This window comes from Acinetobacter sp. ANC 4173 (genome assembly GCF_004331255.1).
Taxonomy (GTDB): domain Bacteria; phylum Pseudomonadota; class Gammaproteobacteria; order Pseudomonadales; family Moraxellaceae; genus Acinetobacter.
The window spans coordinates 1-21,313 of record NZ_SJOF01000021.1; the positions used below are offsets into that span (position 1 = coordinate 1).

Below are 21,313 nucleotides of genomic sequence, written 5' to 3' on the forward strand. Positions count from 1 at the left end.
GCAGAACCGTCAGCAGAACCGTCAGCAGAACCGTCAGCAGAACCGTCAGCAGAACCGTCGCATATTTCTTCCGCATGTGCAAGTAGTGTTTAAAACTAATCATTATCAACAGCCCCTGTTTTTAAGCCACATTCATGATCAATCTAAACGTGATAAAAAGAACTCTTGCTAATCCATCCAAACTTTTCAATTCATGTATCTATAACGTCTAAATGAATTTTTCGATCAATAAATTTAAGGTAAAAACTCTCAATCAAATTTTTATTATTTTTAATAAAAACTAAACCACTATGTAAAAACAATAACTTAAAAAATTATTCTTCCATTTTCTTTTGATTTAGTGTTATTAGTCGTATAAATCACCTCCCCCTCCCTACTTATCCAAGGGGTGGTTTGTCATTAAGTGATTGATTGATTTTCTGCGCCTTAAGAAAAATTATTTACATTTTAATGCGCATTAAAGTGTTAAATATTTCATTTATATGCGCATAAAAGTGTTAAAGAAAGATATAATATTAAACAGTTGACTTGATTACAAATAGGACAGGATGATGCAGCGTACCTTACTTAAGGCTTTAATGGCATGGAAAAATAAACCCTTGCGTAAGCCATTATTGATCGATGGTGCCAGGCAAACAGGTAAAACATTCTTGCTACAAGAATTGTTTGGCAATACCTTTACCAACATCCTTCGTATCGACTTTCTTGAAAATCCAACTTACAAAAAAGCATTCGATGGCTCCCTGTCACCTGAAGAACTATTGATGAACATTGAGCTGCTGACAAACCAAGTGTTTAACCCAGAAACTGATCTGCTGATCTTAGATGAGATTGGCGAATGTGAACGTGCAGTTACCTCATTAAAATATTTTGCCGAAAAAGCGCCATCCTATTTTGTAGCTGCCAGTGGCTCGAACATTGGTTTGTTAAACACCTTTCCTGTTGGTAAGGTAGAACAATACAATTTACGTCCATTAAGCTTCCAAGAATTTATTTATGCTTCTGGGGAACAGGCTCTAATTAAGGCCTTTGATAGCCAAATAAACACTCCGGCAGTACATTCTAAATTAATGGACAAACTGACGGACTATTTTTTTACTGGAGGACTGCCTGAAGCAGTTGCTTCTTGGTATCAATATAAAGAGTCGAGCATTTTAGAACGTGTTGAAAAAGTCTCTAAAATTCATGCAGATTTAGTCGAAGGTTATCGACGTGACTTTGGTAAATACGCGGGTAAGGTCGATGCGAAACTAATTGAATCTGTATTTAATAGCATTCCATCACAATTATCGCAGGTTTCCGATGAGTCCGTTAAGCGCTTCAAATTCAAAAATGTTCATGAGCGTAAGTCTCGTTATAGCGATTTTGAAACCGCAATCCATTGGTTAAAATGTTGTCGTTTGGCCTTAGCGAACTATCCCATTGAAGGGCAACCTAAATCACCGCTAGCAGCCTATAAAAAAGAGAATATGGTCAAACTGTTTCTATTTGATGTGGGGCTGCTCAATCATATGCTGGGTAGTAGTTATAAAGAGATCAAACGACAAAGCTATGAGTACAAGGGATATGTGGCAGAAAACTTTGTTCAGCAAGAACTCACCGCCATCAATGTGGACCCTAGTTACTCATGGAATGATGCCCGCGCTGAAATTGAATTTATTCTGGCAACTGATGAAGGAGATATCGTCCCAGTCGAAGTCAAAAGTGGTAAACGCACACGTGCTAAATCATTAACGTCCTATATTGAAAAGTGCGCACCAAGCAAAACATTCAAATTAACTGGAACACAAGGTTCTTCAGAGCTAGAACAAACCAATATAGTAATGCCCTTGTACTACACACAGTATTTGCCCTTGAGGCTGTGATTGCTTCTTTCATATTCCAAGCGAGTCAGGCCTAACCAGAGTTATGTTACTGGTAATATGGACTGCTCCCAGTATCCTAGACATGAGACAGCCTCATTTTGAAGCTGCTTCAAAGGCTTCTGGACTCATCCCATCGAGATGCGAATGACGCCTGATTCGATTGTAAAACATCTCGATATAATCAAACACATCTGCACGGGCCATTTCTCGAGTTTTATAGATCCTCTTTTTAATTCTTTCCTTCTTCAAGCTGCTAAAAAAGGATTCAGCAACGGCATTGTCCCAGCAGTTTCCGCGACGACTCATACTTGGAACTAAATTATGCTTCTGACAGAATTTCTGCCAGTCTCCGCTGCTGTATTGTGAGCCTTGATCTGAATGTATGATCACAGACTCATTTGGCCTGCGTCGCCACACGGCCATGAGAAGTGCATCCAAAACGATATCCTTAGCAAGCGTGGGTTTCATTGACCAACCGATCACTTTCCTTGAATATAAATCAAGAACCACAGCCAGATATAACCAGCCTTGCCATGTGCGGATGTAGGTAATATCAGTCACCCAAGAGGTATCAGGTGTGTTTACAACAAACTCTCGATTTAAATGGTTGGGTGGAACGATTTGAGGACGACCACAGCCATAACTCTTATGCTTTTTATATCCTCGAACAGCTGCAATGCAGTTGTTCTTCATGATCTTCAGCACACGATTAGGCCCGCAGCTTTCACCTAACTCTTTAAGATCCAGCGTGATGCGACGATAACCATAGATACCATAACTGGCCTCATAAGAAGACCGGATCAGTTGTAATAACCGCTTATCTTCAATCGTTCTGCATGATTCAGGTTCATGCAACCAGGCGTAATAGCCAGCACGCGCAATCTTAAGAACCCGACACATCGTTTTAATCTTAAATTGATGGCTGTATTCAAGGATAAACTGATACTTTACTCAGGCAGGCTTGCAAAGTACCTTGCGGCCTTTTTTAAGATATCCCGTTCTTCTTCCGTTTGCTTAAGCTGACTTTTAAGGCGCAGAATTTCTTTCTTTGCCTCAAGTAGTTCATGTTCATCAGGGTTGTTGCGTAAAGATTGTAACGCCTTTAGCCATTTATAAATGCTGTGCTGTGATACACCCAAACGTTCTGCCACATCAGTGACAGAATATCCACGTTCAGTAATCAATTTAACAGCTTCATCTTTAAATTCTGGGGTATATCGTTGTCCTCTCATAATGTTCTCTCCTATGCAAAAAGAATAGACGATATTTGTCTAGGAGAGTGGTGGCAGTCCATTACACCATGCCATCATTTATACAGACGTTTTCACAACCGGAGGATTTCATCCTGTCCGGTGTCAGTCTGGAAAGCTGCATCTACCAGTGTTGGTCGGCTATCCGAAGGACAATGCCGCGGGAAGCTATCCAGGATCCGGAAAAAGAAATCTTGACGGACAGGAACTTTATGGCATGGCTGCCGCTTAATTTTTGTGACGGAGAAATTGAACTCTGGCTTGCCAGCGAACTTGTTGCTGAGGCCCCGGCTTACGCGAGAGGATTTATTGGTCTGACTTTTCCTATTGATCAGTCAGACTAGTTTGAAAGTATTTATCTCAGGCCGACAAACAGCCTGGCTGATGACCAACTGAGACGCAACCACAGCGTTCAGTATGTAGCATACCCGGATTATCGATTTGATCGTCTCAGACGTGAGTCACCTGAGAAATATGAAACCTATGCTGAACTGGAATTAGCTCGCTGGATGCATATGCGGATTGATGTAAAAGGACAACGCGCAGTGCTCTATCTGAATCATTCTGATAAGCCGGCTTTAATCATCAATGACCTAAAGCTTGGATCAAACCAGCGTGGTGGTGTGGGCGTATGGCTTGAGTCGGGAACGGTGGCGTATATTCGGGAGCTAACAATCCGAGGTAAATAAAAGCTTCAAAGTTTGAACAGTTTCTTATTTCAATCCTAACCCAACCTTTTTCAGTATCATAGATATGACGTTTGAAGCGTGCACCACTAAAGGATCACTACGACGATCCGGGTGCTTTGCTATCCAAATATCAAGACTGAGCATAGATTCATCTACCTCGAGCTTCACCAGACGCTTATCCCTGTCTGCAAGGAAGCATGGCAACCCTGCAACCCCCACCCCTGAACAAACAGTTTCATACTGATGACTGAGATCCGCCATTTCACATAAAACGCGCTTATCACCAATTATTTTATCCAGCCATTGTTTATGTTCAAAGTTGGTTACACGTTCGGGATAGGCTATAAATTCCCAGCATTCGGGTTTTTCACGGTGGCAGTAACTACTTGCAGCATAAAGAGCAAAATCCATCTTCCCGATTTTCTTGATTATATCCGAGTCTTGAGTTCCAGGGGATAATCTGACGGCAAGGTCTGCCTCAAGTCTGGACAGAGAAACAAAGTGCACATCACTCAATATCGATATAAGAACCCCGGGAAGCTCCTGAGAGAATATCAACATGTTAGTGGCAAATAAATGTTTGGCAAGAACAGGTGGCGCTGAAATGGTCACCTTCTCTCTTTTTGCATTATTCGCGACTGACAGACGCTTTATTTTGAATGTACAGGCTTCTATCTCAAGGGCCTCTGCAAGAATAATTTTTCCTTGTGCCGTCAACCTTGCCTCACGCGGGAGTCGCTCGATAAGTTTCAACCCAAGTTCAGCCTCAAGTAACATCAGACGGCGGCTCACCGTTGCCTGGTCAACATCCAGGGCCTTGGCAGCCCCTGAAAGCGTACCTGATCTCGCTATGGCAACAAAAAAACGAAGATTTTCCCAGTTCATCATGTATGCACTTTTGCATGGGTAGTGTGCATATTCTAGTATTTATACATGCCATGGCAAGCTCTATCATTAAATCAGTTTTTTGATTGCTGGATAGACATAATGTCAAAATATACTCCTTCTTTGATAGCCATACAGCTCGCCACCTGTATGGGTTTCCTCGTGGTTCAACTCGATGTGAGCGTAGTCAATGTTGGCTTAGGCTCCCTTAAAAATGCCTTCAATACCAACCTCACAGGTCTTCAGTGGGTAATTAACAGCTACGCACTGGTGTTTGCGGCGTTGCTGATTATTGGTGGGACTTTTGGGGATAAATTCGGGGCGAGAAACATTTTTACCTGGGGATTTGCCTTATTTACAGTGGGTTCTATCGGGTGTGGCCTTGCCAATAGCCTGTCTGTTCTCATTGCTCTGAGAGGAGTCCAGGGGATGGGGGCAGCTCTGCTTGTGCCTACTTCACTGACACTGATCAGACTGTCATTTACCGACCCGGGCATGCGAAGAACCGCAGTAGCAACTTGGGGAGCCTGCGGGGGAATAGCCTTAGCTGTGGGGCCTGTTTTTGGCGGCGTTTTAATTCAGTATTTCGGTTGGCGCAGCGTATTCCTCGTTAATGTACCACTGGGCTTACTCGCGATTTACCTGATTTTGCGTTCAGCTCCGCCATCGCCACGGGTAGATAAAAAAGTCGATGGATTAGGCCAGGGAACGATTGCGGTAAGCATTACGGCATTGACCTATGGATTAACTCAGTCAAGCTCTGAAGGATGGTCCTGGGGGCCTGTAGTCATGATGACCGTTGCAGCGATATTTTTAGTGCTGTTCATCCAGGTTCAAAGACGCGTTGCGTCCCCTATGCTGCCCCCGCGCCTGGCTAAAAATAAAATTTTAGCTACTACAGCGCTCTGTGGTGCGGTAATCAATCTCACCTTTTATGGCACAGTCTTTGACCTGAGCATCTATTTCCAGAGCATTCTTCATTACGATTCGATCAAAACGGGACTATCTTTTATTCCATTAACGGCTGTGTTGACCATTTCTACAATGGTTTCGACAAAAGTTGCAAAAAAAGTCAGCGATATCCGGATCATCAATACTGGCTTTGGTGTTCAGATAATCGGTTTTATTTTGTTGTCACAGTTAACCGAGTCCAGCTCTCTGTGGTTCCTGAACGGCACTCTCATGTTGATCGGTATTGGTAGTGCAATGTCTGTACCTTCCATTACCAATTCGATGCTCTCTTCAGTATCTCAGGACGACGCGGGAATGGCTTCTGGTCTGATGGCATCTGCAAGACAAATTGGTGGCGTTATTGGTGTGGGTCTGTTTGGTGCCATGATTGCCCAAAGTGATCTACATTCATTTTCAACCGGTATGGCGTATGGGATGTGGGTCTCTGCGTTTTGTTTAGTGATGTGTATAGGCGTTAATGTTCTGGTATTGCGTAAGGATGAAGTCCCAGCCAAAGCCTGACAGGGTTGCTATGCAATGTATATATTTCAGGTATTCTGACAACTTTTTGTAATATGTGATGAAGTTTAACGCAAATATGGAGCGATTTATGTCTACTCATTCTAAAGAACAAACCGACCAAACATCTGATTTTGAAAATCTGACGTGCTGGTAAGTAGTGGGAGCGCAAGGAACGGTAAAATTTACGAAAAATATCCGGAAGGTAAACCGCATTTAACTGTCATGAAAATGCACTTTGAGGCGAATACAACACTGCCCTGGCACACCCACCCGATGCCTAATGTTGCCTATATTATTTTCGGGTCGCTAACGATTGAAGACAAAGAGACGGGCAAAAGTCGGAAATTTACAGCGGGTGAGGCGTTTAACGAATCTGTTGATGATATACATCGTGGTTTTACCACCGACGAACCAGTCGAAGTAATTATTGCTTATGCAGGAGTTGAAGGACAGGCGCTTTCAAAACCCTATAATTATTAATCTTACCTAAAGCATACTCTTATAGTATGCTTTGGCTTTGTTGCACAAAGCTATCCTTAAAGGCTTCTTCATCAATATAATTTCCAGATGAAGAAATCTGCATCCAAAATCTATCGTACAACCAATTGGCCCACATACAACCGAGCTCTCATTAATCGTGGGAATATTACCATTTGGTTTGATCCCAAAACACAATGGTATGCTCAGCCACAAGCTAAGCATGGAAGAAATCAAACCTATTCTGATACAGCAATTCAGTGCTGTTTGATGATCAAATCTTTCTTTCGACTTTCTTTGCGTATGGTCACAGGTTTTGTGCAAAGCCTAATTCAACTCAGTGGGTTAAGTTGGACAGCACCGGATTATTCCACACTTTGCCGACGACAAAAGCAGATTGATATTGCGATCAGCTATCAAAAAAGTCATGAAGGATTACATCTATTGATAGACTCAACTGGCCTTAAGTTTTTAGGTGAAGGTGAGTGGAAACGCAAGAAACATCAGCCTGAATATCGTCGGCAATGGCGTAAACTACATATTGGTATAGATGCTAAAACCTTGCAAATACGAGCTTTACAGCTCACAACAAATAATGTCAGTGATTCACAAGTCTTGGATGTTCTGTTGAATCAAATCCCATCTGATGAATGTATTGATTCTGTCTATACGGATTGAGCATATGACACGAAACAATGCCGACAGGTCATTGCAGATCGGCAAGCACATGCAGTGATTCCGCCCAGAAAAAATGTAAGGCCGTGGAAAGATAAGAAATTGGGATCTTTAGAGAGAAATGAATTATTGAAAACAGTTAAGCGTCTAGGAAGAACACTTTGGAAAAAGTGGTCTGGTTATCATCGACGTAGTTTGGTCGAAACCAAGATGCATTGCATCAAACTATTGGGCGATAAACTCAGTGCAAGGAGTTTTAACAGTCAGGTCAATGAAGTCCATGCACGTATAGCTGTGTTAAATAAATTTACAGAATTAGGCCGACCTCATACCCAAGTTGCAACCTAAATTTAAGCAACTTAGGAAAACTTTACCTTCAAAGGCTTTATGCAACAAAGCCCCGCACCGCTGGAAACCCAGCCCAAATTAAAAAATAGCGATGGGGTTCAGCGGACGCTTACCTTTAACTTTTAAATATTTATGTAATTAAGCCAACTCATACTGCCTAATTTTTATGATTGAAATTTAAAGTTGATGGTATGATTAAGTTACTTTTTTATTTTATTTTTAATAAATTCAATGAAATAAGTGTGTTTTAATTGTGGGTGATTATTAGTCACATACACTAAATATAAATTTTTATGCAACGGATTAAATGCTTCCAAGCATTCAATAATTACACCAGAAGCAAGATCTTTTTCAATATCCCAGTTTAATTTATAAGCAATCCCGAGACCATTTAATACCCAATTATGCACTATTTCACTACTATCACTGGATAAGTATGGGGGGACTTTAATGTTCAAATTTTTCCCATTATCTATAAATGGCCAATCATTAAAAGTATGACGATTTCTGATGAGACATAGACAACGATGGTCTCTTAAAGCATAAGGATTAAGGGGTATGCCAAATTTCTCCAAGTATTCAGGAGAGGCACAATATATTTTTTTTCCTTCGATTAAAGGTACTGCACAATAATCAAGTTCTAGCGGAACTTCAATTTGGAAAGAAAAATCAAGTTCTTGTTCTATTAAATCTACTTTAGAATCGGACAAGAGTAATTCAATCTTCAGATGGGGGTAGAGTTGATTAAACTCTGCAATCCATCCAGCTAAATATTGTTTTCCAAATTGATTCAAGCAAGCGATTCTTAGACGACCTGTCAAAAACTCTTGTTCACCTTGTAAATTTTTTTCCATCTTATCAATCAATGAAACAATTTGTTGGGTGTTTTCTAAAAAAAATTCTCCTTTTTCTGTCAATTTGAAACGTCTCGCATTGCGGTCAATCAGTTTCACCCCTAAGCGTAGCTCTAACTGAGACAAACGACGACTCATTGAAGGTAAAGAACTTTCCATCAGTATTGCAGCACGTGTTAATGAACCTGCTTCTACAATTTTTAAAAAAAATTCCAAATCACTTACTTTATCGTAGGCACTCATACTTTCACCCTATGAAATATAAGCTCTCAAAATAGCTTACTTTATCTCCATTAATGTGATTATTATTATCTAAATTCAAAATATCAGATACATATTTTTTGAATTTCTAGATATTAAATCTATCGATACACTACAGAATGGATCTGAGTGCTTTCAAGGAGAAACACATATGTCACAAGTTCAAATCACTGGTTTTATAAACGGAGAGTTCTTACTTCCTTCCGACCAGATTCAACCTGTGTATGATCCGGGAAATTCCACCCAGCAAATCGGAACGATTAGCAATACCAGCCTCGATGATGTCAATAATGCAATTGAGGCGGCTCATAAAGCTTTTCAAACATGGAAAGACACACCAATTGCTGAAAGACAAGAACTGTTAAAAAAAGCATCTGAGCTCATTTTTCAAGAAAAAGATAATTTAAAGGAACTACTAGTTTCTGAACATGGCGGTATGCTGTGGGAAGCAGAAACTGATTTTTACTTAGGATCCGGTGTGATGAGTATGTATGCTCAAGCTCCAGACGACTTCTTGGTTCCAAAAGAAATATCAGAAGAAAACGGTTGGATTCGTATTCACAAAAAGCCTAAAGGCGTTATCTCAGCGATTGTTCCTTGGAATATGCCTATTGTGTTGACCATGATGAAACTTGGACCACTCTTATTGGCGGGTAATACCGTAGTGTTAAAGCCCTCTCCTTTTGCGGCATTAGCATTAACCCAATTGTTAGCAAAAATTGCAGCAATCTTCCCTAAAGGTGTGATTAATGTTGTGCATGGTGATGCAGATGTAGGCAATCTTATGACCAGCCATCCGCTCGTACGTAAAGTTGCATTTACGGGTGGTACTGCAACAGGTGCAGCCGTTATGGCTAGTGCAGCACAATCGATTAAAGATGTCACACTTGAATTAGGTGGAAATGACGCTGCGATTATTTTAGATGACTCCGATTTTAAAGCGATTCTTCCAAAATTATTAAAAGGTGTATTTACCCGTAGCGGACAAATCTGTTTTGCCGTGAAACGTGTTTATGTACCGAAAGATAAGCTTGATCATTTTTTTGATCTTATATGTGAAGAAGTAGATAAATACAAAGTTGGGCATGGCTTAAATGCTGACGCAAATTTTGGGCCACTCAACAATAAAAAACAGTGGTCAATCGTGCAGAAATTTATTGAAAATGCAAAAGCATCGGATCAATGTGAAGTACGTGAGTTAGGGCAAAAACTGAATCCAGAACAATGGGATAAGGGATACTACGTTTTACCGCACGTTGTGAAAACTCTAGATAACTCCTTAGAAATTGTTCAACAAGAACAATTCGGACCGATTATCCCATTGATTGGTTATGACTCAGTGGAACAAGCGATTGCATATGCCAATGATAATGAGCAAGGTTTATGTTCTTCAGTTTGGTCTGACAACATTGAACGTGCCTATGAAATTGCGCAGAAGATTGAGGCAGGCAGCACATTTATTAATAGTCATAGTTTTGATTCTCTACAACTTGGTATGCCATTCGGTGGTATCAAGCAAAGTGGTATTGGACGTGAATTAGATATTAACGAAACATTGAAATCTTATCTAGAGCCGCATTCAATTCGATTGATTAACTAATATTTTAATTATATCTACAACATGCTGTTATCGAGCATTCAGCGAGATAACAGCTACATTTAAGGAAAAATGTATGAAAATTAAAGCTGCACTTGCAAAAGAAAAAAATTATCCATTGGTGATTGAAGAAATTGAAATTGATGAACCCAAAGAAGACGAAGTACTCATCAGAATCATCGCATCAGGTATTTGTCACACAGATGCAGAGTCGATTAAAGGAAATGGTGCCCCATTTCCAGCAGTATTAGGGCATGAAGGTGCAGGTGTTGTTGAGAAAGTAGGTTCTAGTGTTGCGAATGTCACTGTCGGTGACCATGTGGTTTTATCTTACTCATATTGTAATGCTTGCTCGCAATGTCTTACAGGACATCACAATTTATGTATACGTACCGTTGAGCTCAATTTTGGTGGAAAACTTCAGGATCGCACCTATCGATTGCATAAAGATGGTCAGGATTATTCGACATTTTTTGGTCAGTCATCTTTTGCCACCTATGCGGTAGCGAATAAGCATAATGTTGTGAAAGTGGATAAAGATGTTGATTTAAAACTATTAGGACCTTTGGGTTGTGGGATTCAAACTGGCAGTGGCACAGTGATGAATAGTCTGCATCCTGAACCAGGAACATCTATAGCAATTTATGGTTCTGGTGCTGTCGGACTAAGTGCAGTAATGGCGGCAAACCTTTTGGGGCTTAAGCATATTATTGTTGTAGATATCCATGAAAATCGTCTAGAGATAGCCAAAGAGCTTGGTGCTACTCATGCGATTAATAGTAAAAATTCCAATGTAGTGGAAGAAATCAAAAAGATCACAGATGGTGGTGTTCATTATGCAATTGAAACGACTGGCGTCCCTCTTGTTATTAAAAATGCCATAGATGCATTAAGAGTCGCAGGAAAAATCTCAATTGTAGGTATGGGTGGAGATGTGACTTTAAATTTTACCAATGATATCTTGATGGAAGGTAAAACGATTGTAGGGACCATACAAGGTGACTCTACACCACAAATACATATACCTAAAATCATTCAATATTATAAAGAAGGGAAATTTCCTTTTGATAAATTGGTGAAATTTTATGATTTTAGCGATATTAACCAAGCATTTGAGGATTCTAAATCAGGAATCACCATTAAACCGATTGTTGTAATCGATGGATAATTCAATTATTTCATAATTTAGGTAGATAAGCATTATTTCTAATGCTTATCTCAAGAAAAATTCTAACATATAAATAAAAATAATCTAAAAAAACATGACACTCTCAAGATCAATCACTATCAATTTTCAACCTATTCTAAGCAACCAAAAATTTTATTTATCGAATAGTTCCCATATTTATAGACACCTTCATGTTAGGCAAAAACTAATAAAGAATGATGCTTATGAATAAGCTGTATTTACTTGGAAATAGCTGCTGTAATTATAATTTTTTCATTTTTAACTAAACTAGATTTGTACATCACAAATCTAGTTGAGCAAAAACAGTTCAATTTCTATATGTACCTATTTTTTGAAAAAATTAGTACATTGTTCTAATTCCTCTAGATTAATAGAATGTCCCAACCCATCAATGGTATGCAATGTGCTATTAAATCCAGCCTGTGTTAGAAACTGTTGAGCCTGTAGAGATTCAGTGACAGGTATTACAGTGTCATTTTGGCCATGCAATAATAAAATTTTAGGTTTAGTGATTAAATCATTTTGAATTGGTGTCGCTAAACGACCAGAAAAACCAATCACACCAGCAACAGGCCAACGTCCTGTTACAACAGCATCTAATGCCATGATAGTACCTTGTGAGAATCCACAAAATACCACCTGATCTAGCTGATTTTGTAATTGATGCTGTTCTAAAATTTGTTGGATGGTCTGATCAAAAGCAGGACGTGCTTGCTCTATACGTTCCAAGCGATTTTCTACTGTTACACCTGCAACACTAAACCACTGAAATGCCTCATTACTATTCATAAATGGAAAGGGTGCATTGGGTGATGAAATTTCCAATTCAGGCTGATATCTCTGAAAATATTCCCCAATAGGGAGTAAATCCTTTCCATTACTACCTACACCATGTATGAAAATAACCAGTTTAATATGCATAATTTGCACCTTATCAAGATAATTCAAATTTTATTTCAGGACCTAAAGGAACAATACCTAAAGGATTTAATGATCTGATGGAATAATATCCCTGTTTAATATGTTCAAAATTGACTGTATTTGCCACACCAGGAATATGCAGAATGTCTTGCACATAACGGCTTAATGATGAGTAATCACTCAATTTTTTTAGATTACACTTAAATAAACAATGATATGCGATATCAAAACGAATAAGGGTCACAAACAAACGGATATCCGATTCGGTAAAGACATCACCAAATAAATATCGACATTTTGACAAGCGTTCTTCAAGCTGATCTAGCATTGAGAATACGTCACCAACTGCATGTTCATAGGCAATTTGCGTTGTTGCAAATCCAGCACGATAAACACCATTATTGAGCTTTTGATAAATTTGTTGATTGAGTCTGTCTATATCATTCTGCAAGCTTTCTGGATACAAGTCATAATCAGTTTGAGCGAAATGTGAAAAGTCAGAGTTCAACATACGAATAATATCTGCCGATTCATTATTTACAATGGTTTGCCGTTTTTTATCCCAAAGCACAGGTACAGTTGCTCTACCTGTAAAATTTGAGTCGGCCATAGTGTAAATTTCATGAAGATATTGTTTATTGTTGATCTCATCATGATTTGCATCAAATGAATCCCCAAAACGCCAACCAAAATCACTCAACTGAGGCTCTACAACAGACACTGAAATAATATCGGTTAGTCCTTTAAGTGCAAGTGCTATTAGCGTCCGAGATGCCCAAGGACAAATCAATGCAACATATAAATGGTAACGTCCTTTTTCGGCTTTAAAACCACCTTCGCCTGTTGGACCAGCCTGACCATCAACTGTGATCCAGTTTCTAAAACTTGAGATCTGACGAACAAACCCACCTTCATCATCAACAGCTTGTACGGGTTGCCAATTTTCGACCCACTGTCCATTTACTAACATGATTTTTTAACCCTTTTAATGCAAAAGCACAGCATCTCAAGATACTGCACTTAAATTAAATTTAAGACTTAAAAGAAGATTTTAGATGAAGTGCTCCATCACCAATTAAAGCCAAGCTAATTAAACCTATAATCCAGAATGCAGGATATTCCCAACCGCCATTTGGATTGGTAAACCAAAAGCCTGATACACCATGTACTGTAAAAATTGTACCAAGTAAAACAGGAATCAGGGCTAGTGCAGCAAGTCGCGGTTTAAAACCAATTAATAATGCAATAGCACCTAAGAATTCCCATGTGATAGTGATATAAGCCATCCAACCAGGAACGCCAACAGATTCAAAAAATTGTGCTGTACCAGTCGGGGTATACACAAAGAATTTCAGGCCTGCATGGGCAAAAAATAGAATGGCTAAGCTAATGCGTAATAGCAAAGCAGCATAAGGAGCTGTTGGTGCTGTATTCATAATCATTTCCTTCAACACTGATGTCGTTATAGAAACAATATAATTATTTTTGATTTGTTGATTAATACCATATATGGCAAAATATTATTTCCATTATGGAAATTATTCTCTCATTTTTATTAGAAATCCCATTCTGAACGGTTCTGATAATAGTCTTTTAAGAAATCGATTAAGCTTCTTACCTTATTGGCTAAGTGACGTGATGGTGGATACATTGCATATAAACCACTACTTTTAATATAATAATTTGGCATAAGTGGAATAAGCTGTTTCGATTTAAGCGATTGACTACAAATAAATGCAGGGATTCTACAAACACCTAGTCCTGCTAAAGCCGCAATATGACAAGCTTCAGTGTTTGCAAAGTTAACTCTGCCTTCTAACTGTACAGTTTCTTCTAGCTGGGGTTGTTCTGTTGAAGAAAAACGCCACAATTCAGGTTCTTTAAAATTACGATCAATAATACATTGATGCTTTAATAAATCCTCAGGTTTTTCCGGTGATTGTACCTGTTGTAAATAGTTGGGGGCCGCTACAAGTAAAATTTGTATATCCAATAAATGTCGAGCAATTAGGTTACTATCTTTTAAAAGTCCAATACGTATTGCTAGATCAAAACCTTCATCAATAACGTTTACCAGTCGATCTGTAAAACTTACATCCAGCTCAATTTCAGGATATCGCTGGGCAAACTCAACAAGCGCGTGACTTAATTGATTTACTCCAAATGAATTTGGAACACTGATTTTGATTCGACCACTTGGTGTGCGTGATTGATTTTTTACACTGACTTCAAGCTCATCAAATTCAGCCATGAGCTGTTTCACTTGAATATAATACGCCTGACCAATTTCAGTAGTTCGTAATGAACGTGTCGAACGATGCAACAATTGCACACCCAATTCATTTTCCAAACGAGCAATTAACTTGGAGGCTTGTGCAACACTGGTAAAACGATGCTCTGCTGCTTTTGCAAAGCTGCCCTGTTCAATCACGGCAATCAACATTCGATTGCATTCTAATCGATCCATATTTTATTTTTCAGATGTAATTTTTATAAATATATAATATATTTATAAAAATTATGAGCTATTACCATTCTTCTAGACAAAATTAGCATGTTATTTATGCATAGAAGTACACAATAGCAGAAAAAACTAGTTTAGCCTTATATGAAAATATAATTGAATGAGATCGGTTAAAATAACTAGATATGTTTGCTCAACTCATAAATTGTGAATTGTAACCAATTTCTGCTTTTATATTATTAAGCATCAAAATAATCTTGGCGAAATATCTTCTTCCCGTTCCTCACGGCTTAATACATAACTTGAGCCACCATAATTGAATATCAGGAGCCCATGCTGATCACGCAAGAAAAGTTCACATTTTTTTGCTATTCACTGATCGAAAAACAGCAGTCATTGGCTTCATTTGACTGCATTTATATTATTCAGAAGAAGACATGATCACGAATGATCATGCCTTTATGTTTTAAGCGATTTTAATAATAGGTTTGAGCGTAATGCCCTTATGACTATCTATCGCAGCTTGATTGATTTCATCAAATGGATAGAATTTCACAAGTTTATCAAACGGGAATTTGCCTTGTTGATAGAGCTTCACCAGTTCAGGAATAAATTTTTTAGGTGCTCCGCTGCCTTCAACCACTCCCAAAATCGTTTTGCCACCGAGCAATAAATCATTGACATCAAATTGAGCTATGGTTCCTAAAGGCGGTGCCCCAACCACGGCGATCTTGCCTAAAATACCCAGCGCATCAATACCTTGTTTCAATATTTCAGGTCGTCCTGTCGATTCCAGAGCGAAATTAATTCCTCCACCCGTTATTTCTTTAATTGCCGCTACTGGATCTTGAGTTTTACTGTTAATGACATGCGTTGCACCTAACTGCTCGGCTAACTCTAAACGTGATTCAACAATATCAACAGCAATGATGGTAGATGCACCGCAGACCTTTGCTGCAAGTAAGGCACTTAAACCAACAGCACCCGCACCCCATGTCACAAAACTACTGGCAGGTGTGACTTTAAGGGCATTAATACATGCACCAGCCCCTGTTTGAATACCACAACCTAAAGGACCAAGTAATTCAATTGGTACATCTTTGGTCACCTTAACCGCATTATTCTCACGACTTAAGGCATAGGTTGCAAAAGAAGACTGTGCAAAGAAATGGTCATGTACCACACCATGATCATGCGTACAAATTGCACTGTTCCCTTCTAAATCTGCACCACTAAAGTTTCGTCCAAAAAATTCTGAACAATAGGCTGGATTGCCCGTATTACACTGCGTACATTTGCCACAGTAACCATAACTGAGCACCACATGATCTCCCACTTGAAGATCCGTGACATTCGGTCCAATTGCCTCGACAATACCCGCACCTTCGTGCCCAAGTACCGCAGGCAAAGGCACTGGATAATATTGATCACGCACAATTAAGTCGGTATGACACATACCTGTCGCAACAACCTTCACCAAAACTTCATCACCTTGCGGTTGGCGAATTTTTAAAGGCTGCAATTCAAAATCTGCGCCCTTACATGCTGTTACGGCAGCAACGATATCTTTCATTTCACTCATGTAATTACTTCCTGTAATAAACGATTTTATAAATTAAAAAGGATAATGTGGCGCTTGAGCCTGTACAGTCATCCATTGCCATTGGGTAAACTCATCCACATTGGCAGGTCCCCCAATACGTGTGCCGTTCCCTGATGCACCAAAGCCTCCAAATGGATTAACGGTTTCATCATTCACGGTTTGATCATTGATATGTAACAAGCCAACTTTCAACTGTGCGCCAAGCTGCATGCCACGCCCAATATTGGCGGTAATAATTCCCGCTGAAAGTCCATAGTCGCCCTCATTGGCCAACTCAACGGCTTCTGCATCTGTGTCAAAAGGAATCAGTACAGCAACAGGTCCAAAAATTTCTTCAGTGAAAATCGAGTTATTAGACGTGACATCTGCAAGGACAGTCGGTTCAAAAAACACGCCATCTGCACGTCCGCCAATTTCCAATTTCGCGCCTTCAGAAACTGCGGCATTAACCAATTGCTCTACCCGTTGTGCTTGCTTAGCATTAATGAGCGGTCCAATCGTGACATTGCTGTCGCAAGGGTTGCCCACAACAAAATTCTTCACCTTTTCAATGACACGCTGTTTAACTTGTGCATAAATCTTTTGATGAATTAAGATTTTCCCTGAAGTCATACAAATTTGACCCGAGTGTAAAAATGCACCCCAAGCAATGTTTTCAGCGGCAAGTTCTATATCGGCATCGTCTAAAATAATCAGTGAGTTCTTACCGCCTAACTCTAATGACACTTTCTTCAACGTTTTTGCCGCATTTGCCCCAACAATTCGACCGACATGCGTCGAACCTGTGAATTGAATACTGGCAATATTGCGATCTAGAGTTAGTGCTTCACCCACTTCCGCACCACCTGGCAATACATGTAACAATCCCTTTGGTAAACCTGCTAATTCAAAAATTCGTGCAATCGCATAACCACTACACACTGCCGTGCGTTCGTCAGGCTTAAGAACAACAGCATTACCCAATGCCAAGGCGGGTGCTACAGCACGTAAGGCTAAATATAAGGGGAAATTGAACGGTGAAATGACCCCGACCACCCCCAAAGGCACACGTTTAGCAATACTTAATTTTCCATTTTGGGTAGGCAATAATGTGCCCTGATCTGCGGCAGGCAAAGCTATACAATGTTTAAGCACTTGAATTGCAATGCTCACTTCAAAGCCCGCTTTGAGCTGCAAGGAACCACTTTCTTTAACCAACCACTCAATCACTTCCGCTTGATTTTCTGTAAGCAATTGCACGGCTCGTTCAAATACGCCTTGGCGTTCTTGATAGCTCATTGCCCACCATTGCTGCTGTGCAATCTTGGCTTGTTGGGCTGCCTCCACCACATCTTGCGCGGAAGCATAACCAATTTCACCCAGTCCTTGACCCGTAGCCACTTCCACCACGTTGTAAGTCTGCTGAGCTGACTGCCATGAACCGTTGAATAGTTTTTTATCCCAAATTTCTTTTATTAATATCGACATAAGTACCTCTTGTTGGTGGATTTATTTGGCTCACACATCTTTGCATTTTCATCGTTGCAAAATTCAAGCATTGGATGTGTAGGCATAGCGCTTACTTTGAATTAAAAAATGTAAAGCAGTCGCAAATTCAGTCCCAAATCTTTTTTTAATCCGCTTTCGACCTGTGTATCTGAAACCAACTGTGTGCTCAATTGCGTTTTGGCATTCAGCATTTGTTGAAACTCGAATCTGAGTTGCTGCCTTTCCATATCTTGATCTAGATGAATACCATCTAAACTTTGCTCACCGCCATAATTCGCGGCATAGCCCAAAGCCACTCTTTGTTTTGCATTCAAGTCGTAACGTAAATTAATTTGTGTTTGATAACTGGTGTCTTGCGACAAGGTTTGATGACCATCACCAGCTTCATCATTGTCACCATACCAAATGAAATCTTGATAAAGCTCTAAACCCAATTTCCCATACAGTGGCTGTACCCATGCCATTTGCAAATCATACTTGAATCGGTTTTCACCCAAATTCACAGCATCATGCTTATCATAGCTACCTAAGGGCAATGTAATTAATGGAGTTAAAGCAAAGTAACGCCCTGATGCCCCCTTCTCAGGTTGATTGATCAACCAAAATGAAGACGCAATGATCGGATCTGCAAAACCCGAGGCATCATTTAAATGTGCTCCCCCAATTTGGGTGTTTCGGACGGATCCAAATGGCAAAATAATTTGAGGATCTGCACGTATCCCCCCAATATCGGTGAAATGAATAAAACGTGCGATACCAATATCGGAGGTAGAGTCAGCATCAATTTTATGCCCATTTTGATAATAGCCATCCATTTCACTATGTTGGTAATAGAACACACCTACATTTGTTCCTTTGGGTAAAGCGGTGTAATCCCCTACATTCACATCTATCGCATAACTCTGCTGAGCCAGAAAACCACTTAACATCAGAATTAACGCATTTCGCTTCCTAAAATGCATAACATGTTCCCTTTTATTCAAATTGTCCTTAATCACTCATCTCATTTTTTAAAGGTTTCGAAGGCATTCCTAGCCCTACAAAATTACCCAGAACATTGAGCATCCTTCTCCATTGAGGATGAGCAAGACAATGATTGCAGCTTACATGCCAACTTTTTAATATTTAGGAATCAATAACTTATAATTTTATTAAAATACATGCTGTCCATAATCCAGACAAAACAAAAAAGGACTGTCCAATTACTGGACAGTCCTGATCAGAGCACTATTTGAAAATTATTCAACGCAACTCTTTGCACCATACAGACACAACATACACAACTCTCAAAATCTAATATTTGAATGCGCATGCACTAACCTTAGCTGCAAAAAATTTCGCCAGTAACTGAACCCAATCATCAAGAACACACGCTAACTGCTGATGTATTTATAAACCGTTGTTCTGGAAATATTTAAGCGCTTCGCAGTCCGCGCAATATTGCCATTTTCCTCTTGCAGTACCTGCATAACCATGTGCTTAGTCATTGCATTCAAATTATTATTTTCTAAACCCAGTATCGACTGATTCTGATTTAGAGGGCTCAACTGATCATCAGGGAGATGCAACTGATTCAGAACCTCATCGTCATTAAATGCAGCCGATAATCGAACAATATGAATCAGTTCACGTATATTGCCAGACCAAGGATAAGCATTAAATTGTTGCTCCACTTTTTCAGACCACTGTTGCACCCCAAACTGATCCAGAATCTTATGCAAGACCTCTTGTTTATCTTGGCGTAAACGCAAGGGGGCTAAATGTACTTGAAACCCACAGATTCGATAATACAAATCGCGACGAAATAACTGCTGCTCAATTTTAGATTTTAGATCCTGATGCGTAGCACAGACTAACTTGAAAGCCGATTGAATAGGCTTACGCCCACCCACGCGATAGAACTGCTGATCCTGTAAAACTCTTAAAATTTTAACTTGTAAATGCAACGGTAAATCACCAATCTCATCAAGAAAGAGAATCCCTTGATCCGCAAGTTCTATCAGCCCTTTTTCCCCTTGTTTCTTCGCACCTGTAAATGCTCCACCCTCATAACCAAATAATTCAGATTCGAGTAAATGATCTGGAATTGCACCACAATTAATCGAAATAAAGGGTAAAGCAGGGTCAAGCAACTGATGTAACTGTTGAGCAAAATGATCTTTGCCTGTGCCAGTTTCTCCTGTAATAAGAACAGGAATATCGGCTTTTAAAGCTTTCAGTGCTTGATTCAAATTATTGTTCGATATCAACTGCTTCGAATAATTTAACGCACCGATATTCAACTGACTGAATTTGGCATAAAAGAAAGCATGATCATGACTTTGAATTAAAAATGAATCACTTGAATCTAGTTGGCTAAAAGTTTCTGTGAAAAAGAACTCATGCATTGTTTGGTTTAACAACTGCTCTATATCGCAATTGAGCAGCTTTAATGCCATTTGATTGGATTTAATAATTTTTCCATGCATATCAAGCACGATCATTCCTGTATAAGCATTCTCCAGTAAGTCTTTAGAATGTTGGAAATAAAGTACGCGTTGCCCAGCTTGCAACGCGGCATGGATAATTTTATTTTCTAAGATGTAACTCTGATAAAGCAAATGCCGAAGCCAGTTACTGGCCAATAAACCTTTCGGAGAGGTAATATCTAAAGCACCAAGAACCACACCTGCGCCATTAAAGATCGGCACCGAGGCACAAGAATAACTCGCAAATTCATCCAAATAATGTTGGTGCCCGGTCATAATCATGGGCTGTTTCGATAAAACACTGCACGTTGGCGCAATGGCACCAAATATGGAGGGATCAATCACACGACCAGTGCGTAAAAAGTGATACTGCCGATCTAAATCAGGATTATGTCTTTCTGAAATAATTTTAAGCTGATGATTAATCAAAAATACGCAGACATCCTGCTGTCCAAAAAGCTGCCAAATATCATTCAAAACCACGTCGGCCATTGCCGCAAGTTTCATGTCCTCTCCCGAAAGAGGATCAATTTGAAAATCATATAAAGAAGTCAGTTGAGAAAAAGGGCTTAAGCCTGCTTTTTTGGCACTTTCCCAAGCCTGCAATATGGGAGAGTCTCGCTGTACTACTTCTGGCAGTTCTCCACTGAGGTAAAAATTGTATTTTATATTCTTCCAAGATATTTCAGATAAACCGTCCATGTGTATATCCTTGATCATTCAAAAATAAGATAAATTAATAAATAGTAAAAATATCAACATATTTCTGTCGTCTGCAAATCATAGTTTAATCTAACGGTTTCAAA

17 protein-coding genes and 2 pseudogenes are annotated in these 21,313 nt (G+C 39.5%); 8 read left to right on the forward strand and 11 right to left on the reverse strand.

What is annotated here, in order from left to right:
* The first annotated feature begins 551 nt into the window (after positions 1–551).
* Positions 552–1,865 (forward strand): ATP-binding protein, encoded by a 1,314-nt coding sequence (locus E0H94_RS17240; protein WP_131327614.1) that lies wholly within the window; start codon positions 552–554, stop codon positions 1,863–1,865.
* Positions 1,866–1,958: 93 nt separating this feature from the next.
* On the opposite strand, the pseudogene E0H94_RS17245 reads toward E0H94_RS17240, so the two are convergent.
* Positions 1,959–3,097: pseudogene (locus E0H94_RS17245) on the reverse strand (IS3 family transposase).
* A gap of 50 nt (positions 3,098–3,147) precedes the next feature.
* Here E0H94_RS17245 and E0H94_RS18795 point away from each other — a divergent pair.
* A complete protein-coding gene (locus E0H94_RS18795; RefSeq protein ID WP_227548668.1) occupies positions 3,148–3,459 on the forward strand; it encodes a hypothetical protein in 312 nt (103 codons plus the stop codon).
* Positions 3,460–3,624: 165 nt separating this feature from the next.
* The gene (locus E0H94_RS18800) at positions 3,625–3,804 is read left to right on the forward strand and encodes a hypothetical protein (protein WP_227548669.1); all 180 of its coding nucleotides are present in this window, start codon (positions 3,625–3,627) and stop codon (positions 3,802–3,804) included.
* A 24-nt stretch (positions 3,805–3,828) separates the two neighbouring features.
* Here E0H94_RS18800 and E0H94_RS17255 read toward each other — a convergent pair whose 3' ends face one another.
* Positions 3,829–4,692 carry a LysR family transcriptional regulator gene (locus E0H94_RS17255; protein ID WP_227548670.1) on the reverse strand — a complete coding sequence of 288 codons (864 nt, stop codon included), beginning with the start codon at positions 4,690–4,692 and terminating at the stop codon, positions 3,829–3,831.
* Between the two features lie 99 nt (positions 4,693–4,791).
* On the opposite strand from E0H94_RS17255, the gene E0H94_RS17260 reads away from it, so the two are divergent.
* The 3 genes and pseudogenes from E0H94_RS17260 to E0H94_RS17270 all read left to right on the forward strand — a co-directional run bounded on the left by E0H94_RS17260 (position 4,792) and on the right by E0H94_RS17270 (position 7,662).
* Positions 4,792–6,162: an MFS transporter gene (locus E0H94_RS17260; protein ID WP_131327615.1), complete on the forward strand. Its 1,371-nt coding sequence runs from the start codon at positions 4,792–4,794 to the stop codon at positions 6,160–6,162.
* A 144-nt stretch (positions 6,163–6,306) separates the two neighbouring features.
* Complete coding sequence (locus E0H94_RS17265) at positions 6,307–6,642, forward strand: cupin domain-containing protein (protein WP_131327616.1); 336 nt, start codon at positions 6,307–6,309, stop codon at positions 6,640–6,642.
* An 87-nt stretch (positions 6,643–6,729) separates the two neighbouring features.
* Positions 6,730–7,662 (forward strand): annotated as a pseudogene (locus E0H94_RS17270) (IS5 family transposase).
* A 200-nt stretch (positions 7,663–7,862) separates the two neighbouring features.
* On the opposite strand, the gene E0H94_RS17275 reads toward E0H94_RS17270, so the two are convergent.
* Positions 7,863–8,759, reverse strand: coding sequence for a LysR family transcriptional regulator (locus E0H94_RS17275; protein ID WP_131327617.1), 897 nt, complete (start codon positions 8,757–8,759; stop codon positions 7,863–7,865).
* Positions 8,760–8,928: 169 nt separating this feature from the next.
* Between E0H94_RS17275 and E0H94_RS17280 the strand changes: the two genes are divergently transcribed.
* Positions 8,929–10,377, forward strand: coding sequence for an aldehyde dehydrogenase family protein (locus E0H94_RS17280; protein ID WP_131327618.1), 1,449 nt, complete (start codon positions 8,929–8,931; stop codon positions 10,375–10,377).
* 73 nt (positions 10,378–10,450) lie between these two features.
* Positions 10,451–11,542 carry an NAD(P)-dependent alcohol dehydrogenase gene (locus E0H94_RS17285; protein WP_131327619.1) on the forward strand — a complete coding sequence of 364 codons (1,092 nt, stop codon included), beginning with the start codon at positions 10,451–10,453 and terminating at the stop codon, positions 11,540–11,542.
* A 345-nt stretch (positions 11,543–11,887) separates the two neighbouring features.
* On the opposite strand, the gene E0H94_RS17290 is transcribed toward E0H94_RS17285, so the two are convergent.
* From E0H94_RS17290 to E0H94_RS17325, 8 genes are all read right to left on the reverse strand, one after another.
* Positions 11,888–12,484 carry an alpha/beta hydrolase gene (locus tag E0H94_RS17290; RefSeq protein ID WP_131327620.1) on the reverse strand — a complete coding sequence of 199 codons (597 nt, stop codon included), beginning with the start codon at positions 12,482–12,484 and terminating at the stop codon, positions 11,888–11,890.
* 13 nt (positions 12,485–12,497) lie between these two features.
* Positions 12,498–13,454: a glutathione S-transferase family protein gene (locus E0H94_RS17295; RefSeq protein WP_131327621.1), complete on the reverse strand. Its 957-nt coding sequence runs from the start codon at positions 13,452–13,454 to the stop codon at positions 12,498–12,500.
* A 61-nt stretch (positions 13,455–13,515) separates the two neighbouring features.
* A complete protein-coding gene (locus tag E0H94_RS17300; RefSeq protein ID WP_131327622.1) occupies positions 13,516–13,920 on the reverse strand; it encodes a DoxX family protein in 405 nt (134 codons plus the stop codon).
* Positions 13,921–14,039: 119 nt separating this feature from the next.
* Entirely contained in the window at positions 14,040–14,951 is a 912-nt protein-coding gene (locus E0H94_RS17305; RefSeq protein ID WP_264757567.1) for a LysR family transcriptional regulator, read from the reverse strand.
* 463 nt (positions 14,952–15,414) lie between these two features.
* Positions 15,415–16,530 (reverse strand): NAD(P)-dependent alcohol dehydrogenase, encoded by a 1,116-nt coding sequence (locus E0H94_RS17310; protein WP_131327623.1) that lies wholly within the window; start codon positions 16,528–16,530, stop codon positions 15,415–15,417.
* Between the two features lie 33 nt (positions 16,531–16,563).
* Positions 16,564–18,018 (reverse strand): benzaldehyde dehydrogenase, encoded by a 1,455-nt coding sequence (locus E0H94_RS17315; protein WP_131327624.1) that lies wholly within the window; start codon positions 18,016–18,018, stop codon positions 16,564–16,566.
* A gap of 101 nt (positions 18,019–18,119) precedes the next feature.
* The gene (locus E0H94_RS17320; RefSeq protein WP_131327625.1) at positions 18,120–19,001 is read right to left on the reverse strand and encodes a transporter; all 882 of its coding nucleotides are present in this window, start codon (positions 18,999–19,001) and stop codon (positions 18,120–18,122) included.
* A gap of 411 nt (positions 19,002–19,412) precedes the next feature.
* On the reverse strand, positions 19,413–21,209 hold the full coding sequence (locus E0H94_RS17325) for a sigma-54-dependent Fis family transcriptional regulator (RefSeq protein WP_131327626.1): 1,797 nt from the start codon (positions 21,207–21,209) through the stop codon (positions 19,413–19,415).
* Positions 21,210–21,313 lie beyond the last annotated feature (104 nt).

Coding starts and splice junctions, on each gene's coding strand:
- E0H94_RS17300 (WP_131327622.1), bottom strand. CDS start 13,920: ATGAATACAGCACCAACAGCTCCTTATGCTGCTTTGCTATTACGCATT.
- E0H94_RS17280 (WP_131327618.1), top strand. CDS start 8,929: ATGTCACAAGTTCAAATCACTGGTTTTATAAACGGAGAGTTCTTACTT.
- E0H94_RS17275 (WP_131327617.1), bottom strand. CDS start 8,759: ATGAGTGCCTACGATAAAGTAAGTGATTTGGAATTTTTTTTAAAAATT.
- E0H94_RS17315 (WP_131327624.1), bottom strand. CDS start 18,018: ATGTCGATATTAATAAAAGAAATTTGGGATAAAAAACTATTCAACGGT.
- E0H94_RS17320 (WP_131327625.1), bottom strand. CDS start 19,001: ATGCATTTTAGGAAGCGAAATGCGTTAATTCTGATGTTAAGTGGTTTT.
- E0H94_RS17240 (WP_131327614.1), top strand. CDS start 552: ATGCAGCGTACCTTACTTAAGGCTTTAATGGCATGGAAAAATAAACCC.
- E0H94_RS18800 (WP_227548669.1), top strand. CDS start 3,625: ATGCATATGCGGATTGATGTAAAAGGACAACGCGCAGTGCTCTATCTG.
- E0H94_RS17285 (WP_131327619.1), top strand. CDS start 10,451: ATGAAAATTAAAGCTGCACTTGCAAAAGAAAAAAATTATCCATTGGTG.
- E0H94_RS17310 (WP_131327623.1), bottom strand. CDS start 16,530: ATGAGTGAAATGAAAGATATCGTTGCTGCCGTAACAGCATGTAAGGGC.
- E0H94_RS17305 (WP_264757567.1), bottom strand. CDS start 14,951: ATGGATCGATTAGAATGCAATCGAATGTTGATTGCCGTGATTGAACAG.
- E0H94_RS17295 (WP_131327621.1), bottom strand. CDS start 13,454: ATGTTAGTAAATGGACAGTGGGTCGAAAATTGGCAACCCGTACAAGCT.
- E0H94_RS17255 (WP_227548670.1), bottom strand. CDS start 4,692: ATGATGAACTGGGAAAATCTTCGTTTTTTTGTTGCCATAGCGAGATCA.
- E0H94_RS17290 (WP_131327620.1), bottom strand. CDS start 12,484: ATGCATATTAAACTGGTTATTTTCATACATGGTGTAGGTAGTAATGGA.
- E0H94_RS17260 (WP_131327615.1), top strand. CDS start 4,792: ATGTCAAAATATACTCCTTCTTTGATAGCCATACAGCTCGCCACCTGT.
- E0H94_RS17325 (WP_131327626.1), bottom strand. CDS start 21,209: ATGGACGGTTTATCTGAAATATCTTGGAAGAATATAAAATACAATTTT.